This window comes from Streptomyces sp. NPDC091280, from assembly GCF_044768565.1.
GTDB lineage: Bacteria > Actinomycetota > Actinomycetes > Streptomycetales > Streptomycetaceae > Streptomyces.
Window position 1 is genome coordinate 216,379 of the sequence record NZ_JBIVUZ010000015.1, and the last position, 13,822, is coordinate 230,200.

General features: G+C 70.3%; 14 protein-coding genes. 3 read left to right on the top strand and 11 right to left on the bottom strand.

All coding sequences use genetic code 11. The features are described from left to right. Nucleotides 1-9 precede the first annotated feature (9 nt). The 5 genes from ACIQPR_RS38900 to ACIQPR_RS38920 form a co-directional block, all read right to left on the bottom strand. Entirely contained in the window at nt 10-1,281 is a 1,272-nt protein-coding gene (locus ACIQPR_RS38900) for a DUF6777 domain-containing protein (protein WP_403658695.1), read from the bottom strand. Nucleotides 1,282-1,378: 97 nt separating this feature from the next. Beyond that, complete coding sequence (locus ACIQPR_RS38905) at nt 1,379-2,329, bottom strand: cytochrome c oxidase assembly protein (RefSeq protein ID WP_403658698.1); 951 nt, start codon at nt 2,327-2,329, stop codon at nt 1,379-1,381. A 104-nt stretch (nt 2,330-2,433) separates the two neighbouring features. Further along, nucleotides 2,434-3,459, bottom strand: a complete 1,026-nt coding sequence (locus tag ACIQPR_RS38910; RefSeq protein ID WP_403658701.1) for a 6-phosphofructokinase — start codon at nt 3,457-3,459, stop codon at nt 2,434-2,436. Nucleotides 3,460-3,649: 190 nt separating this feature from the next. After that, nucleotides 3,650-4,378 carry a glutamine amidotransferase gene (locus tag ACIQPR_RS38915; protein WP_351955660.1) on the bottom strand — a complete coding sequence of 243 codons (729 nt, stop codon included), beginning with the start codon at nt 4,376-4,378 and terminating at the stop codon, nt 3,650-3,652. Between the two features lie 20 nt (nt 4,379-4,398). Continuing rightward, the gene (locus ACIQPR_RS38920; RefSeq protein ID WP_403658704.1) at nt 4,399-5,637 is read right to left on the bottom strand and encodes a MurT ligase domain-containing protein; all 1,239 of its coding nucleotides are present in this window, start codon (nt 5,635-5,637) and stop codon (nt 4,399-4,401) included. 154 nt (nt 5,638-5,791) lie between these two features. On the opposite strand from ACIQPR_RS38920, the gene def reads away from it, so the two are divergent. Further along, the gene (gene def, locus ACIQPR_RS38925) at nt 5,792-6,352 is read left to right on the top strand and encodes a peptide deformylase (protein ID WP_403658707.1); all 561 of its coding nucleotides are present in this window, start codon (nt 5,792-5,794) and stop codon (nt 6,350-6,352) included. Here the strand turns inward: def and ACIQPR_RS38930 are convergent. Next, complete coding sequence (locus tag ACIQPR_RS38930) at nt 6,349-6,993, bottom strand: TetR family transcriptional regulator (RefSeq protein ID WP_403658710.1); 645 nt, start codon at nt 6,991-6,993, stop codon at nt 6,349-6,351. The two genes, def and ACIQPR_RS38930, sit on opposite strands and share 4 nt — an antisense overlap. A 170-nt stretch (nt 6,994-7,163) precedes the next feature. Between ACIQPR_RS38930 and ACIQPR_RS38935 the strand changes: the two genes are divergently transcribed. Continuing rightward, nucleotides 7,164-8,393, top strand: coding sequence for an acyl-CoA dehydrogenase family protein (locus ACIQPR_RS38935; protein ID WP_403658713.1), 1,230 nt, complete (start codon nt 7,164-7,166; stop codon nt 8,391-8,393). A gap of 140 nt (nt 8,394-8,533) precedes the next feature. Here the strand turns inward: ACIQPR_RS38935 and ACIQPR_RS38940 are convergent, their stop codons facing one another. The 3 genes from ACIQPR_RS38940 to ACIQPR_RS38950 are packed head-to-tail and all read right to left on the bottom strand — an operon-like array spanning nt 8,534 to nt 11,349. Then, nucleotides 8,534-9,055, bottom strand: a complete 522-nt coding sequence (locus ACIQPR_RS38940) for a cupin domain-containing protein (protein WP_403658716.1) — start codon at nt 9,053-9,055, stop codon at nt 8,534-8,536. Nucleotides 9,056-9,062: 7 nt separating this feature from the next. After that, nucleotides 9,063-10,277: a cytochrome P450 gene (locus ACIQPR_RS38945; protein ID WP_403658719.1), complete on the bottom strand. Its 1,215-nt coding sequence runs from the start codon at nt 10,275-10,277 to the stop codon at nt 9,063-9,065. Between the two features lie 7 nt (nt 10,278-10,284). Next, the gene (locus ACIQPR_RS38950; protein ID WP_403658722.1) at nt 10,285-11,349 is read right to left on the bottom strand and encodes a type III polyketide synthase; all 1,065 of its coding nucleotides are present in this window, start codon (nt 11,347-11,349) and stop codon (nt 10,285-10,287) included. A gap of 182 nt (nt 11,350-11,531) precedes the next feature. On the opposite strand from ACIQPR_RS38950, the gene ACIQPR_RS38955 reads away from it, so the two are divergent. Then, on the top strand, nt 11,532-12,128 hold the full coding sequence (locus ACIQPR_RS38955; protein ID WP_403658724.1) for a transcriptional regulator: 597 nt from the start codon (nt 11,532-11,534) through the stop codon (nt 12,126-12,128). A 21-nt stretch (nt 12,129-12,149) separates the two neighbouring features. Here the strand turns inward: ACIQPR_RS38955 and ACIQPR_RS38960 are convergent, their stop codons facing one another. Then, nucleotides 12,150-12,386 (bottom strand): DUF6213 family protein, encoded by a 237-nt coding sequence (locus ACIQPR_RS38960; protein ID WP_019070910.1) that lies wholly within the window; start codon nt 12,384-12,386, stop codon nt 12,150-12,152. Between the two features lie 25 nt (nt 12,387-12,411). Continuing rightward, complete coding sequence (locus ACIQPR_RS38965; protein ID WP_403658727.1) at nt 12,412-13,797, bottom strand: NADP-dependent succinic semialdehyde dehydrogenase; 1,386 nt, start codon at nt 13,795-13,797, stop codon at nt 12,412-12,414. Nucleotides 13,798-13,822: the final 25 nt, after the last annotated feature.

Here is a 13,822-nt window from a genome sequence, read left to right on the forward strand (position 1 = left end):
GCGTCCGCGTCATGTCTCGGTCGTGCCGGGGGTGCCGGTGACGGCGGCCGTGGTGACCGCGCCGGTGGTGACCGGCACGCTGCTCGTCGCGGGCGCACCGGTCGTGGCGGAAGCGGTCGTGGAGGAAGCGGTCGTAGGGGTAGTGGCCATGGCGGAAGCGCTCGACGGCGGCTCGCTCGTGGGCGAGGACGGAGGCGGCGTCGGCGGTGGTGACGAAGGCGGTGCGGACGTGGGCGGTGTCGACGAGGACGTGGAGGGCGGTGCCGTGGACGTCGGCGGGCCGATGGTCGGTCCCGAACTCGTCGGGGCCGGGGGAGTGGACGTCACTCCCGCGCTCGTCCCGCCGGCCACCGTCAGCGTCACGTACTGCCCGAACTGCAGCTCCGTCCCGGCCGGTGGATCGGACGCGGTGACCCGCGCGTCGTCGGAGGGCGCCGCGCTCCCGCCGTATCCGACGGCCAGCCCGTCGCTCACCAGTTGCCGCCGCGCCTGCCCGAACGTCGCTCCCACGAGGTTCGGCACGGTGTGCCGCAGCCGGGTGTCGAACGTGGTGTCGCGCCCGCCCGTCGTACCGACCGGACGCGTGATGCCGACATCGGGATCGCCCACGTCCACGAGCGTGAGTCGCTCCAGCCGCCGCGGCGCCGGACGTACGGCCACCACCGCGGACGGCCGATATCCGTGCCACTTCTTGTCGCCGTCCGTGAACTTGACGGAAATACGTCCTGCGTCGCCCTGGAACGGGCGCAGCGGATTTCCGCACGAGCACTTCACGGCGGGTTCCCCCTGCTCGTCGACGAGAATCGCGATTCCCGCCTGGAGAAGGGAGTTGTAGGGCGTGGCCTTTCCCTTTCTGTAGTCGTGGTTCTGCACGAGAGTGTCGTGGCGCAGGAGCACGGGTGTGAGCCGGTCGAGATAGGCCGGGATCCCGTCCGGGGTGATGCCGAGCACGGACGCCCACGCCACCGCCTTCCGGTGGTTCGCGGGATCGGTCAGGAACCGCTTGAGCTTTGCCACGTCACAGACGGTCGGCTGCCTGGTGCCCCCGTACAGGCCGGGTGTGTCGCCCTGCTGCAAGGTGCCCCGCACCGGCAGCGAACGGACCCGGGCGTCCTGCCCCAGTCCCTGTTTCTCGGCGAAGAAAGGCGCGAGCGACGGAACTCCGGCGGCGACCGCCTGCACGGCGAACAAATGTGCGCCCTCGCCGCATCCGCTCACCACCAGGACACAGACGAGCAGGACGGCGATCCTGCGGGCCACCGAAATTCCGATGCTGTGCATAGTCGCGCGAATTGTCATTACCGCTCCCCCCGGTCGCGGTTCCCCCATCGCGCTTTATGCTACTGAACGAAATTTCCGTCCGGTGAGCCGCGTGCGTTCAATTGCCTCGTGTGTTCAATGAGGCCAAATAGGCGTTGTACGCCTCAAGTTCCTTGTCGCCGTCGCGGTCGGCGGCCCGGTCCTGCCGCTTGGCCTGCCGCTGCTCCGAGCCGTACCACTGGAACAGCAGGGCGATCAGCACCAGGACGGACGGGATCTCGCTGAACGCCCAGGCGATACCGCCGGCCGCGTTCTGGTCGGAGAGCGCGTCGATGCCGAGCGAGGCGGGCGGGTGCTTGAACGTGGTGACCATCGGCTCCGACGCCATCATCAGCGCGATGCCGAAGAACGCGTGGAACGGCATCCCGGCGAACAGCTCCAGCATCCGCATGAGATAGCCCGGCCGGTTCGGCCCCGGGTCCACCCCCATGATCGGCCAGAAGAACACCACGCCCACGGCGAGGAAGTGCACCATCATCGCGATATGCCCGGTCTTCGAGCCCATCAGGAAGTCGAAGATCGGCGTGAAGTACAGGGCGTACAGGCTCGCGATGAACAGCGGGATCGTGAACGCGGGATGCGTGATGATCTTCATGTAGCGGCTGTGCAGGAACATCAGCAGCAGCTCGCGGGGCCCCTTGCGGCCCCGGGCCGCCGGCGGCAGCGCCCGCAGCGCGAGCGTGACCGGGGCGCCGAGCAGCAGCAGGATCGGCGACAGCATGCTGATGATCATGTGCTGCACCATGTGCACGCTGAACATGACCATGCCGTAGTCGTTCAGCCTGGTGCACATCACGAGCCCGACGGTCAGCACACCGATGACGTACGAGATCGTCCGGCCCACGGGCCACGAGTCCCCGCGTCGCACCAGCCGTACGACCCCCCAGCCGTACAGCGCGAGGGCGAGCAGGCAGGCGGTGAGGAAGAACGGGTCGGCCGACCACTCAAGCCCGCGCCCCAGCGTGAACGGCGGCAGATCCATGGTCATGCCGTGCCCGCCGTGATCCATCGGACGGCTCCTGATTCGTGGGGGTTGTGCAAGTCTGTCCGCACACAGACTAGAACTGCCCCCGGTCACGATCATGACCGGGGGCAGTTTCGCTCAGCAGCGGGCTACAGCACGCACTCGGCCTCTTCGTAGCGGTCGGCGGGCACGGTCTTCAGGGTCTCCACCGCGTCGGCCAACGGCACCATCAGGATGTCCGTCCCGCGCAGCGCGGTCATCTTCCCGAACTCCCCGCGGTGCGCGGCCTCCACCGCGTGCCAGCCGAACCGGGTCGCGAGGACCCGGTCGTAGGCGGTGGGCGTGCCGCCGCGCTGGACGTGCCCGAGGATCACCGGACGCGCCTCCTTGCCGAGCCGCTCCTCCAGTTCGAGGGAGAGCTGGCGCGCTATCCCCGCGAAGCGCTCATGGCCGTAGACGTCCTTCTTGCCCTCGTCGAACTCCATGGAGCCCGCGCGCGGCTTCGCGCCCTCGGCCGCGACGACGATCGCGAACCGCTTGCCCGCTTCGAAGCGTTCGCCGACGCGCGCGGCCAACTCCTCGATGTCGAAGGGGCGTTCAGGGACGACGATGGCGTGCGCGCCGGCCGCCATGCCGGAGTGCAGCGCGATCCAGCCGGTGTGCCGGCCCATGACCTCGACGACGAGGACGCGCTGGTGGGACTCGGCGGTCGTCTTCAGCCGGTCGAGCGCCTCGGTGGCGACACCGACGGCCGTGTCGAAGCCGAAGGTGACGTCCGTGACGGCGATGTCGTTGTCGATGGTCTTGGGGACGCCGACGATCGGCAGCCCGGCGTCGTACATCAGCTTGGCGGCCTTGAGGGTGCCCTCACCGCCGATCGGGATGATCGCGTCGAGGCCGAGCTCCTCGACATGGCCCCGGGCCCGCTGCACGCCGTCCCGCAGATGGGAGGGCTGGACGCGGGAGGAGCCGAGGATCGTGCCGCCGCGGGCGAGGATGCCGCTCACGGCGTCGAGGTCGAGCTTGAGGTAGTCGCATTCCAGGAGGCCCTTCCAGCCGTCCCGGAAGCCGATGACCTCGTCGCCGTGGTCGACGACGGCGCGGTGCACGACGGACCGGATGACGGCGTTCAGGCCGGGGCAGTCGCCGCCGGACGTGAGGACACCAATGCGCATAGCCCGAAAGAACCTTCTCGACGTGGACCGGGACCGGACCACGCTGTCCGGTACGAACCCCGCCACCCTAGCGGCAGGAGGGGGCGGGATCGTAGCCTGCGTCCGCCTGCTGGACGACCCCGCTCACCTGCGCGGACGTGCCGTCAGACGGGCTGGTTACCGGTGTCCGACGAGGAGGTGGACAGCAGCCTCAGGCGGGCTGCTGAGCTGCGGCGATGCGCTCGTTGCGGAGCGCCTCGTACCAGCGGTCGTCGATCGGCGGCAGCGCGTTGACGTCGAGGGCCAGCTTCAGCAGCAGGTCCGCGATCAGCGGGTTGCGGGCGAGGACGGGCCCGTGCATATAGGTCCCGAACACCGTGTCGTTGTACGCGCCCTCCGTGCCGTCCCCCGTGCCGTTGCCCCGGCCCAGCTGGACCCGGGCCAGCGGGCGGGCGGTGGGGCCGAGCTGGGTGACGCCCTGGTGGTTCTCGAACCCGGTGAGCGGGGGCAGCCCGAGGCGCGGGTCGATGTCGGCGAGGACGTCACCGACGCACCGCTCGCCGGTGCCGCGCACGGTCGTCACGTCGAGCAGGCCGAGGCCCGGCTCGCGCTGCCCGAGGTCGTTGATGAACTCGTGGCCGAGGATCTGGTAGCCGGCGCAGACCGAGAACACGATCGCGCCGTTCTCCACCGCCCGGTACAGGTGCCCGTCGCGGCGCAGCCGCTCGGCGGCCAGCCGCTGCGGACGGTCCTCGCCGCCGCCGATCAGGTAGATGTCGCCGGAGGTCGGGATCGGCTGGTCGCTGCGCACGTCGAGCCGGGCCACGTCGAGACCGCGCTGCCGGGCCCGCCGCTCCACGACGAGGGCGTTGCCCTGGTCGCCGTAGGTGCTGAGCAGGTCGGGGTAGATCCACACCAGCCGCAGTTGGTTGTCGCTCATGAACTGTTCGTCCTTAGTGGTCAGTTGCCGACGCGGCGACGCAGGTCCTGGAACGCGGTGTAGTTCGCGATGACCTCGATGCGGCCGGGAGGAGCCAGCTGTACGGCCTGTTCGAGGTTCTCGCAGACCTGGAAGTGCTGGTTGGCCACTTCGAGCCGTACCGCGAGGTCCAGCTTCCGGTCGCCGAGCACGAAGATCGGGTGGCCGGTCAGCCGGGTGTAGTCGACGTCCCACAGCCAGGAGGTGTCGGTGCCGTCGGCGCCCCGCGCGTTCACCGAGAGGATCACCGGGGTCGGCGGCGGATCGATCAGGCTGAACGTTTCGAGCCAGCCCGCCGGGTTCTTCGCCAGCAGCAGGCGCAGGTCGCGCTGCATGAACTGGACGACGTCGTAGCGTCCGGCGACGGCCTGCACCCGGTACATGCGCTCCAGGGCGACCTGCGGGGGCACCCCGAACACGGCGGCGACGGCGGCCGAGGAGGCGGCGTTGGCCTTGTTGGCGCGGCCCGGGAGCTGGAGGTGGATCGGCCAGGCGGAGCCGTGCGGATCGAGGACGTGGTCGCCGGACAGGGACCAACTCGGCGTGGGCCGACGGAATCCGCACTCGCCGCAGAACCAGTCGTCGCCCGGCCGCTGCATCACGCCGCCGCACGAAGGGCACGACCAGGCGTCGTCCTTCCACATCTGGCCGGCGGCGACCCAGATCACATTGGGGGAGGAGGACGCGGCCCACACGACCAGCGGGTCGTCCGCGTTGGCGACCACGACGGCCTTCGAACCGGCGAGCCCCTCGCGCCAGTTCTCCGCGAGCATGCGGGTCTCGGCCGCGCGGTCGAGCTGGTCGCGGGAGAGGTTGAGCAGTGCGATGCACTTGGGGGCGGTGTCCCGGGCGACGCCGGCGAGGTACTTCTCGTCGACCTCGATGACCCCGAACTTGGCGTCCGAGCCGCCGGCCAGCGCCGAGGTGATGCCGGCGGGCATGTTGGCGCCGAGCGCGTTCGACACGACGGGCCCGGCGGCCCCGAGCGCCTCGGCGATGAGCCGGGTGGTGGTGGTCTTGCCGTTGGTGGCCGAGACCAGCGTCACATCCAGGCTCTGCGCGAGCCGGGCGAGGAGGTCGGGGTCGAGTTTGAGTGCCACTCGGCCGCCGATCACCGATCCGCTGCCCCGCCCCGCGGCCCGTGATGCCGCCGCGACCGCCTTGCCCGCCGTCACGGCCAGCTTGGCCCGCGGCGTGAGCGGGTCCGAGTTGCCTGCCATCAGTTCTCGATCCTCCTTGCGTACGCGCCGCGCCTCTGCCTCCGGCAACGTGGTGTGGACCTCAGCCTATCGAGATCCTTATCAGTGCCCGAACCGCGGCACCGCGAACGCCTCGCGGCGGGCGTGCGCCGTAGAGAACCGTACCCTTGCGCCCATGCGATACGGCTCCATCCCGGGCGCCCGCGGGCGAGTCCGTCCCCTCACCCTGCTCGGCGACCCCCTGCTGCATGCCCCGTGCGAGGAGGTGACGGCCTTCGGGCCCGAACTCGCGGGCCTCGTAGAGGACTTGTTCGCGACGATGTACGCGGCCCGGGGCGTGGGCCTGGCCGCGAACCAAGTCGGCGCGTCCTCGCGGGTGTTCGTCTACGACTGCCCCGACGACGAGGAGGTCCGCCACCTCGGCCATGTGGTGAACCCCCGTCTCGTGGCGGCGGACGGCGTGGTGCTGAGGGGGCCGGAGGGGTGTCTGTCCCTGCCCGGCCTGGAGGCCGGAACCGAGCGCTACGACCGTGCCGTGGTCGAGGGCTTCACGGTGACCGGCGAGCCGGTCACCGTCGAGGGGACGGGGTGGTTCGCCCGCTGCCTCCAGCACGAGTACGACCACGTGGAGGGCCGGGTGTACGCGGACCATCTGACGGGCTGGCGCCACAGACGCCTGATGCGACAGGCGGCCCGGACCTCATGGTTCCGGCCGACGGCCGCGGACACAGCCTAGAAGCCCGGTCCGCCCACCTTGTCCCCGGCTGCGGCCAGTCGACCCCACAGCAGATCGGCCAGGCTGCGCACCAACTCGGCCCGGGAGCAGGGTCGTTCTCCCAGCCACCAGTCCCCGGCCGCGTGCATCATCCCGACGATCCCGTGCCCCCAGACCCGGGCCAGCTGCTGGCTGTTGGGTCCGAGGTCCACCCGCTCCTCGATGACCTGGGCGAGTTCCTCCCCCATCCGCCGGAGCAGCGGCACGGAGTGGTTCCCCGTGTCGAAGCCCTGGTCGGCGGTCTGCCCGCCCTCGACGGGATGCATCAGGAACCGGTACACCTGGGGCAGTGCCTCGATCGCGGCGAGATAGGTGTCGAGCGTGGCCTCGACCCGCTCCCGGCGTTCGGCGGGGGCGTCCAGCGCGGCCCGCAGGGAGGACAGCAGTGCGTCGGTGTGCCGCTTGGCCAGCGCCGCGTAGAGTCCGCCCTTGTCGCCGAAGTGCCGGTAGAGGATCGGCTTGGTGATGCCGGCCTCGGCGGCGATCGCGTTCATCGAGGCCTGCGGGCCGTCACGCAGCACCACTCTGTCCGCGGCCTCCAACAGCTCGCGCCGCCGGCGGTCGGCGGACCGCTGCTGTTCGGTCCGCTGCGTGGTGTCCATGGTCTCTCCCCACCCGTGCTGAATCGGTAACGCCTGCGCAAACTAACACTCAACGTGCCACACACCTCGAACGGGCTGCCGAGAGGTCATGGGGAGTTGACTTTCCTACCCGTCGGTAACAGACTCTGTCGTTACCGCAAGTAACATGCTAGTGCGCTGCTGGAGGAGTCATGGCCGAGTTCACCATGGAACTCAACGACGAACAGAAGGAGGTGCGGGACTGGCTGCACGGCTTCGCCGCCGATGTCATCCGCCCCGCCGCCGCCGAATGGGACGAGCGTGAGGAGACTCCCTGGCCGGTCATCCAGGAGGCCGCGAAGGTCGGCATCTACTCCCTGGACTTCTACGCCCAGCAGTACTTCGACCCCACCGGCCTCGGCATCCCGATGGCCATGGAAGAACTGTTCTGGGGCGACGCGGGCATCGCCCTCTCCATAGTCGGCACCGGCCTGGCCGCCGTCGGCGTCCTCGCCAACGGCACCGAGGAGCAGATCGGCACCTGGATCCCCCAGATGTACGGCGACGCCAACGACGTGAAGGTCGCCGCCTTCTGCTCCTCCGAGCCCGACGCCGGTTCCGACGTGGCCTCCATGCGCACCCGTGCCGTCTACGACGAGGCCAAGGACGAGTGGGTCCTCAACGGCACCAAGACCTGGGCGACCAACGGCGGTATCGCCAATGTCCACGTCGTCGTCGCGGTCGTCGACGCGGACCTCGGCTCCAAGGGCCACGCCTCCTTCATCGTCCCGGCCGGTACGCCCGGTCTGTCCCAGGGGCAGAAGTTCAAGAAGCACGGCATCCGCGCCTCGCACACCGCCGAGGTCGTCCTGGAGAACGCCCGCGTCCCCGGCTCCTGCCTGCTCGGCGGCAAGGAGAAGCTGGACGAGCGCCTCGCCCGCGCCCGTGAGCGCGCTAAGGCCGGCGGCGGCGAGCGGGTGAAGAACGCCGCGATGGCCACGTTCGAGGCGTCCCGCCCGGCGGTCGGCGCGATGGCGGTGGGCACGGCCCGCGCCGCCTACGAGGTCGCCCTCGACTACGCGAAGACCCGCGAGCAGTTCGGCCGCCCGATCATCGACAACCAGGGCGTCGCCTTCCAGATCGCCGACATGCGGACGTCGGTCGACGCGGCGCGGCTGCTGGTGTGGCGGGCGTCCTGGATGGCCGTCAACGGCAAGCAGTTCACCGCGGCCGAGGGCTCGATGTCCAAGCTGTTCGCCAGCGAGACGGCCAAGAAGGTGACCGCGCAGGCGATCCAGATCCTCGGCGGCAACGGCTACACCCGCGAGTACCCGGTCGAGCGGATGCACCGGGACGCGGCGATCTACACGATCTTCGAGGGCACGAGCGAGATCCAGCGGCTGGTGATCGCGCGCACGTTGGCGGGGATGCCGATCCGTTGAGTGGAAGCCTGCGGGCCGGTGGGGGCTGAGCGCGCAGTTCCCCGCGCCCCTGAAAGACCGCCGGCTGAGCGTGCTTTTAAGGGGTGCGGGGAACTGCGCGACCAGCCCCCACCGCGCCCGCGGAAAGACAACGACGGGCGCTACCGATGCCTGAGCGGTGTCAGCTGCTCGATGTCATAGCGCGACCGCAGCTCCTCGATCGCCGCGTGATCCGGCGGCCCACCGCCCCCGAGGATCTCCAACAGCTCCTCGAAGTACCGCTCGTGATCCGGCGGCGGAGACGCCTGGAAGAACATCTTCGCGGGCGTCTCCGTCGGGTTCGCGAACGCGTGCGGACAGCCGGGCGGTACGACGATCACCGTGCCCGGTGTGGCCCGTACCACCCGGGTGCCCGAACTCGACTCCCAGCGCTGCCAGTTGTCCGGGGTCCGGATGCGCGGCTCGAAGGCGAGCACGTCCAGCTCGCCTTCGAGGACGTAGAACAACTCCTCGCTGCGCGTGTGCACATGGGCCCCGACGTCGAACCCCGGTGGCACCACGACCTCGAAGGTGGACGCCGTCCGCGAGTGCGAGCCGGTCACCTTGAACGTCACGTGCTGCGCGGGTGTCTGGACGATCCGGCCGTGCCCCGGCGGCACGAGCAGCCCCTCCGTCGCCGTCATCGGCACCTCACCACGTCACGGGCAGTGCCTCGGGACCACGGATCAACGCGCCCTTCTTGAACGGCACTTGATCGGCCGGGACTGAGAGCCGCAGCCCCGGCAGCCGGTCCAGGAGCGCGTCCACCAGCAGCTCGGACTCCATCCGCGCCAGCATGTTGCCGGGACAGAAGTGCGGGCCGAAGCCGAAGGACACGTGCGGGTTCGGGCTGCGCGAGAAGTCGATCCGCTCGGGGTCCGGGAAGACGTCCGGATCGCGGTTGGCGGCCAGGTACGACACGTACACCGGGTCGCCCGCCCGCATCCGGACCCCGCGGATCTCCACGTCCTCCATGGCGATCCGGGACAGCCCGACCGCGTTGCGGTGCGGGATGTAGCGCAGCAGTTCGTCGATGGCCCGGGGCCTCGACTCCGGCTCGGCGCGCAGCAGTTCGACCAGATCCGGGCGGGTCAGCAGCAGATAGAACATCTGCCCGCTGTTGTTGGTGACCGCCTCGCCGCCGATCTGGAGCAGCACCGCGAGCCCGACCGCCTCCTCCAGCGTCATCTCCGCCCGGCCCACGGCGGCGCCGAGCAGCGAGGCCACGTCCTCGCCGTCGCTGCCCTCCCGCATGCCGATGAGATCGCCGAAGTAGGCGCCCATCTCCTGCTTGGCCTGCTCGCTGACCTCGGCGCCGTGCGAGGAGGACAGGATGAGCTGGGTCCAGGTGTGCATGCCGTGCCGGTCGGCGGCCGGCACCCCCATCAGCTCGCAGATCACCGCGATCGGGAACGGGCTGAGCACCGTTTCGGTGAGATCGGCCGGCGGTCCCTGCCGGAGCAGCCCGTCGATCAACTCGTCGAGCAGCAGCCGGGACTGCTCCCGCACCCGCTCCACCCCGCGCGTCGTGAACGCCGGGGCGACCGAGCGCCGTAGCCGGGTGTGGTCCGGCGGGTCGAGGAAGCCGACCGCGCCGCGGGCCGGGATGAAGTGCGGGGCGAGCCGGGTCACCGGCTGGTCCATCACCGCCTCGCGGCTGAAGCGGGGGTCGTTGGTGACCGTCCGCACGTCGTCGTGCCGGGTGACCAGCCACGCCCAGCCCTCGCCGTTGGGCAGCTTGATCCGGTTGACCGGACCCTCCCGCATCAGCTTGGCGAGGACCGGGTCGAAGTCCACCCCGGTCAGGTCGAGGGCCGGCCAGGGCCGGACCGGGGGCAGGGTCTCGGTGAGCGTCTCTTCAGTCATGCCGTACTCAAGCCGTCTCTCGCTCGTCGTGGTGCCAGCGGCCCAGGGCCATCTCGGCGGTGATACCGGGTCCGAACCCGGCGAGGAGGCCACGCGCCCGGTGCTCGGCGCCGCCCTCGTCGAAGAGCCGGCGCAGCGCGTCCAGGACGACGGCGCTGGCGATGTTGCCGTACTCGGTGAGGGTGGCCCGGCTGAACCGGAACGCGTGCGGGTCGACCTGGAGGAACTTGCTCAGGTCGTCGAGTATGCGGGGCCCGCCCGCGTGGACTATGTAGAAGTCCAGGTCGGCCGCGTCCCAGCCGTGCAGTCCCGCGAGGTCCTGGAGCGCCGGCGCGAGGGGCTCCATGGTGGCCGGCACCCGCTTGTCCAGCAGGAAGTGGAACCCGGTGGCCCGCACGTCGTACATGATCCACTCTTCGGTCTTGGGGATCAGGTACGAGCCGTTGCGCTCCAGCTGGATGCCCGTCCCGCCGCGCCCGCGCACGACCGCGGCGGCGATGCCGTCGCCGAACAGGCCGTTGGAGAGCAGGGAGCCGATGCCGAGGTCGGTCGGCTGGTAGCACAGCGAGCAGAACTCGCAGGCCACGATGAGCGCGTTGGCGTCCGGGTACGCCGTGCAGAAGTCGTGCGCGCGGTTGATCGCCGCGCCGCCGGCCGCGCAGCCGAGCTGGGCGATCGGGATCTGCCGGGTGGTGGACTCGAAGGCCATCTCGTTGATCAGCCAGGCCGTGAGCGAGGGCATCATGAAGCCCGTGCACGAGACGTAGATGATCACGTCGATGTCGGTGGTGAGAAGTTCGGCCTCGTCGAGCGCGCGCTGCACGACCGCCGGGACCCGGGCCTTCGCCTCGGCCGTGTAGATCTTGTTGCGGTCCTCGAACCCGGGGTGCTTCAGCGTCTCCTCGATGGGCTGCACGATGTGCCGGGTGCGCACACCGGTGTTCTCGATCAGCCGGAGGGCCAGCGGCAGGTTGGGGTGGTCCGCGTGACGGGAGCGCGCCAGCTCCAGCGTCTCCTCCATCGTGATCACGTGCTCGGGAACCGACACCGAGGGCTTGCACAAAGTCGCCATGAACCGTCCCTGCTTTCGCCTTCCGGAAGGCCTTCGCCCGCCGGTCAGAAGGTGGTTCACCTCAGAGGGTGGTGCACCCACGATCACCCGGGAGGGCGACGATCTCTCGGTGGACTACTCCAATTCAGGGACCCTGTGTAAAGGTCGGATCAGTATCCGGACCCCGGCCGAAGAAGGACGCGATGACCACGAACCCCCTCGTAGCGCGGATCGGGAACGGCACCGCCCCCCGGGAGACCCTCGCGACCCTCGCCCTGGAACAGCACCGCGTGATCCCGGCCGACCGCCGCGCCTTCCTGCATCTGGCGCAACGCGAGACGGCCACCCCGGAGGCGACCGCCTTCTTCGAGTTCCTGGCGGAGGGCGAGGCGCTGGCGGGGGAACGGCTCGTCGCCTTCGCGCGGGCATGCGGGGTGGACGAGACACGGTCGCGTACGTATGAGCCGCTGGCGGGCTGCCAGGCCTATCCGGCCTACGTCGCCTGGCTGGCCCTGAACGCCGAACCGACCGACGTGGTAAGGGCGTTGACAGCCAACTTCGCGGAATGGGGCGGCTATTGCGCGACGATCGCGGGCGCGCTGCGCGAGCACTACGGCTTCACGGACGAGGCCTGCGGCTTCTTCGACCTCTTCGCGCGGCCGTCACCCGAGCTGGAGGACAGGGCGACGGCGGCGATCCGGGCGGGCCGGTCGGACGAGCGCGCGGTGACGACGTACAGCACCCTGCTCAAGGCCTATGAGGCGGACTTCTGGTCCACGCTCGGTGAGCTCACCCGGTGATCCCGTCCCGGGGGCGCGGGGTCAGCCCGAACCCCCGCTGCTGTGGGCGATGCACGCCACGTCGATACGGTCCGCGAGCTTCGCGAGCTCGATCGTCAGGGCGGCCACCGTGTCCTCGTCGAGCCCGTCTTCCCCGGCCTCGACGAGGTGCAGCCACCTGCCGCCCACGGTACGGAGAAGCTTGCTCACATCGGCGGCAGCCACCTGCAAGGTCCCGCGGTCGTCGACGATCAGAGGCAGAGTCACTTCGCGGTTCACACAGGGGATCGTAGCCGCGGAACGCTCACGCTCCGTGCCATACCGTGGTGATGTTGCAGAACTCCCGGATTCCGTGCCCCGACAGCTCCCGCCCGTACCCGGACCGCTTGACCCCGCCGAAGGGGAACGCCGGATGGGACGCGGTCATCCCGTTGAAGAAGACCCCGCCGGCCTCCAGATCCCGTACGAACCGGTCGACCTCGCCCTCGTCCCGGGTCCACACGTTGGAACTCAGCCCGAACGGCGAGTCGTTGGCGACGAGGACGGCCTCGTCGAGGTCGGCGACCCGGTACAGCGTGGCGACCGGCCCGAACGTCTCCTCGCGGTGGACGCGCATCCTGCGGGTGATGCCGGCGAGGACGGTCGGCGGGTAGTACCAGCCGGGCCCCTCGGGCCGCTGTCCGCCGCACAGCACGGTCGCGCCGCTGCGCACGGCGTCGTCGACGAGCTCCTCCAGATCGCTGCGGCCCTGTTCGGTGGCGAGCGGTCCGACCTCGGTCTCCTCCGCCAGTGGATCACCGACAGTGAGCGCCTTCATGCCGGCCACGAACCGTTCGGCGAACGCGTCGAAGACGTCCGTGTGCACGATGAACCGCTTGGCGGCGATGCACGACTGCCCGTTGTTCTGCACCCGCGCCGTCACCGCGATCCGCGCCGCCCGGTCGATGTCGGCGGACGGCATCACGACGTAGGGGTCGCTGCCGCCCAGCTCCAGCACCGTCTTCTTGACCATGTCCCCGGCGACGGACGCGACGGCCCGGCCGGCCGGTTCGCTGCCGGTGAGCGTGGCCGCCCTGACCCGTTCGTCGCGCAGGATCTCCTCGACCGCGCCGGAGCCGACGAGCAGGGTCTGGAAGGCGCCCTCGGGGAAGCCCGCGCGGTGGAACAGGTCCTCCAGGTAGAGCGCGGTCCCCGGTACGTTCGAGGCGTGCTTGAGGAGGCCGACGTTGCCGGCCATCAGCGCGGGCGCGGCGAAGCGGATCACCTGCCACAGCGGGAAGTTCCACGGCATCACCGCGAGCACGGGGCCGAGCGGCCGGTAGCGCACCAGCGCCCGGGAGGCACCGGAGTCCTTCACGTCGGCGGCGGCGGGCTCCTCGTCGGCGAGCAGCTCCGGCGCGTGGTCGGCGTACCAGCGCATCGACCTCGCGCACTTGGCGGCCTCCGCGCGGGCCTGCTTGACCGGCTTGCCCATCTCGGTGGTCATGATCCGGGCGATGTCCCGCTGGTCCTCGTCGAGCAGGTCGGCGGCCCGGTGCATGAGCCGGGCGCGCTCGGCGAACGCGGACGTCCGGTAGGTGCGGAAGGTGGCCTCCGCGAGCCGGAGCCGGCGCTCGATCTCCTCGTCGCCCATGGCCTCGTACGTCTTGAGCGTCTCGCCGTTGGCCGGGTTGACCGTCGCGATGGGCATGGCTGACCTCCTGGAGCGGACCGTG

Bases quoted from the DNA above. Each gene is read 5' to 3' on its own strand.
- ACIQPR_RS38930 (WP_403658710.1), bottom strand. From the start codon at position 6,993: ATGGACACCACGCAGCGGACCGAACAGCAGCGGTCCGCCGACCGCCGG.
- ACIQPR_RS38900 (WP_403658695.1), bottom strand. From the start codon at position 1,281: ATGCACAGCATCGGAATTTCGGTGGCCCGCAGGATCGCCGTCCTGCTC.
- ACIQPR_RS38935 (WP_403658713.1), top strand. From the start codon at position 7,164: ATGGCCGAGTTCACCATGGAACTCAACGACGAACAGAAGGAGGTGCGG.
- ACIQPR_RS38950 (WP_403658722.1), bottom strand. From the start codon at position 11,349: ATGGCGACTTTGTGCAAGCCCTCGGTGTCGGTTCCCGAGCACGTGATC.
- ACIQPR_RS38940 (WP_403658716.1), bottom strand. From the start codon at position 9,055: ATGACGGCGACGGAGGGGCTGCTCGTGCCGCCGGGGCACGGCCGGATC.
- ACIQPR_RS38905 (WP_403658698.1), bottom strand. From the start codon at position 2,329: ATGGATCACGGCGGGCACGGCATGACCATGGATCTGCCGCCGTTCACG.
- def (WP_403658707.1), top strand. From the start codon at position 5,792: ATGCGATACGGCTCCATCCCGGGCGCCCGCGGGCGAGTCCGTCCCCTC.
- ACIQPR_RS38915 (WP_351955660.1), bottom strand. From the start codon at position 4,378: ATGAGCGACAACCAACTGCGGCTGGTGTGGATCTACCCCGACCTGCTC.
- ACIQPR_RS38920 (WP_403658704.1), bottom strand. From the start codon at position 5,637: ATGGCAGGCAACTCGGACCCGCTCACGCCGCGGGCCAAGCTGGCCGTG.
- ACIQPR_RS38955 (WP_403658724.1), top strand. From the start codon at position 11,532: ATGACCACGAACCCCCTCGTAGCGCGGATCGGGAACGGCACCGCCCCC.
- ACIQPR_RS38945 (WP_403658719.1), bottom strand. From the start codon at position 10,277: ATGACTGAAGAGACGCTCACCGAGACCCTGCCCCCGGTCCGGCCCTGG.
- ACIQPR_RS38965 (WP_403658727.1), bottom strand. From the start codon at position 13,797: ATGCCCATCGCGACGGTCAACCCGGCCAACGGCGAGACGCTCAAGACG.
- ACIQPR_RS38910 (WP_403658701.1), bottom strand. From the start codon at position 3,459: ATGCGCATTGGTGTCCTCACGTCCGGCGGCGACTGCCCCGGCCTGAAC.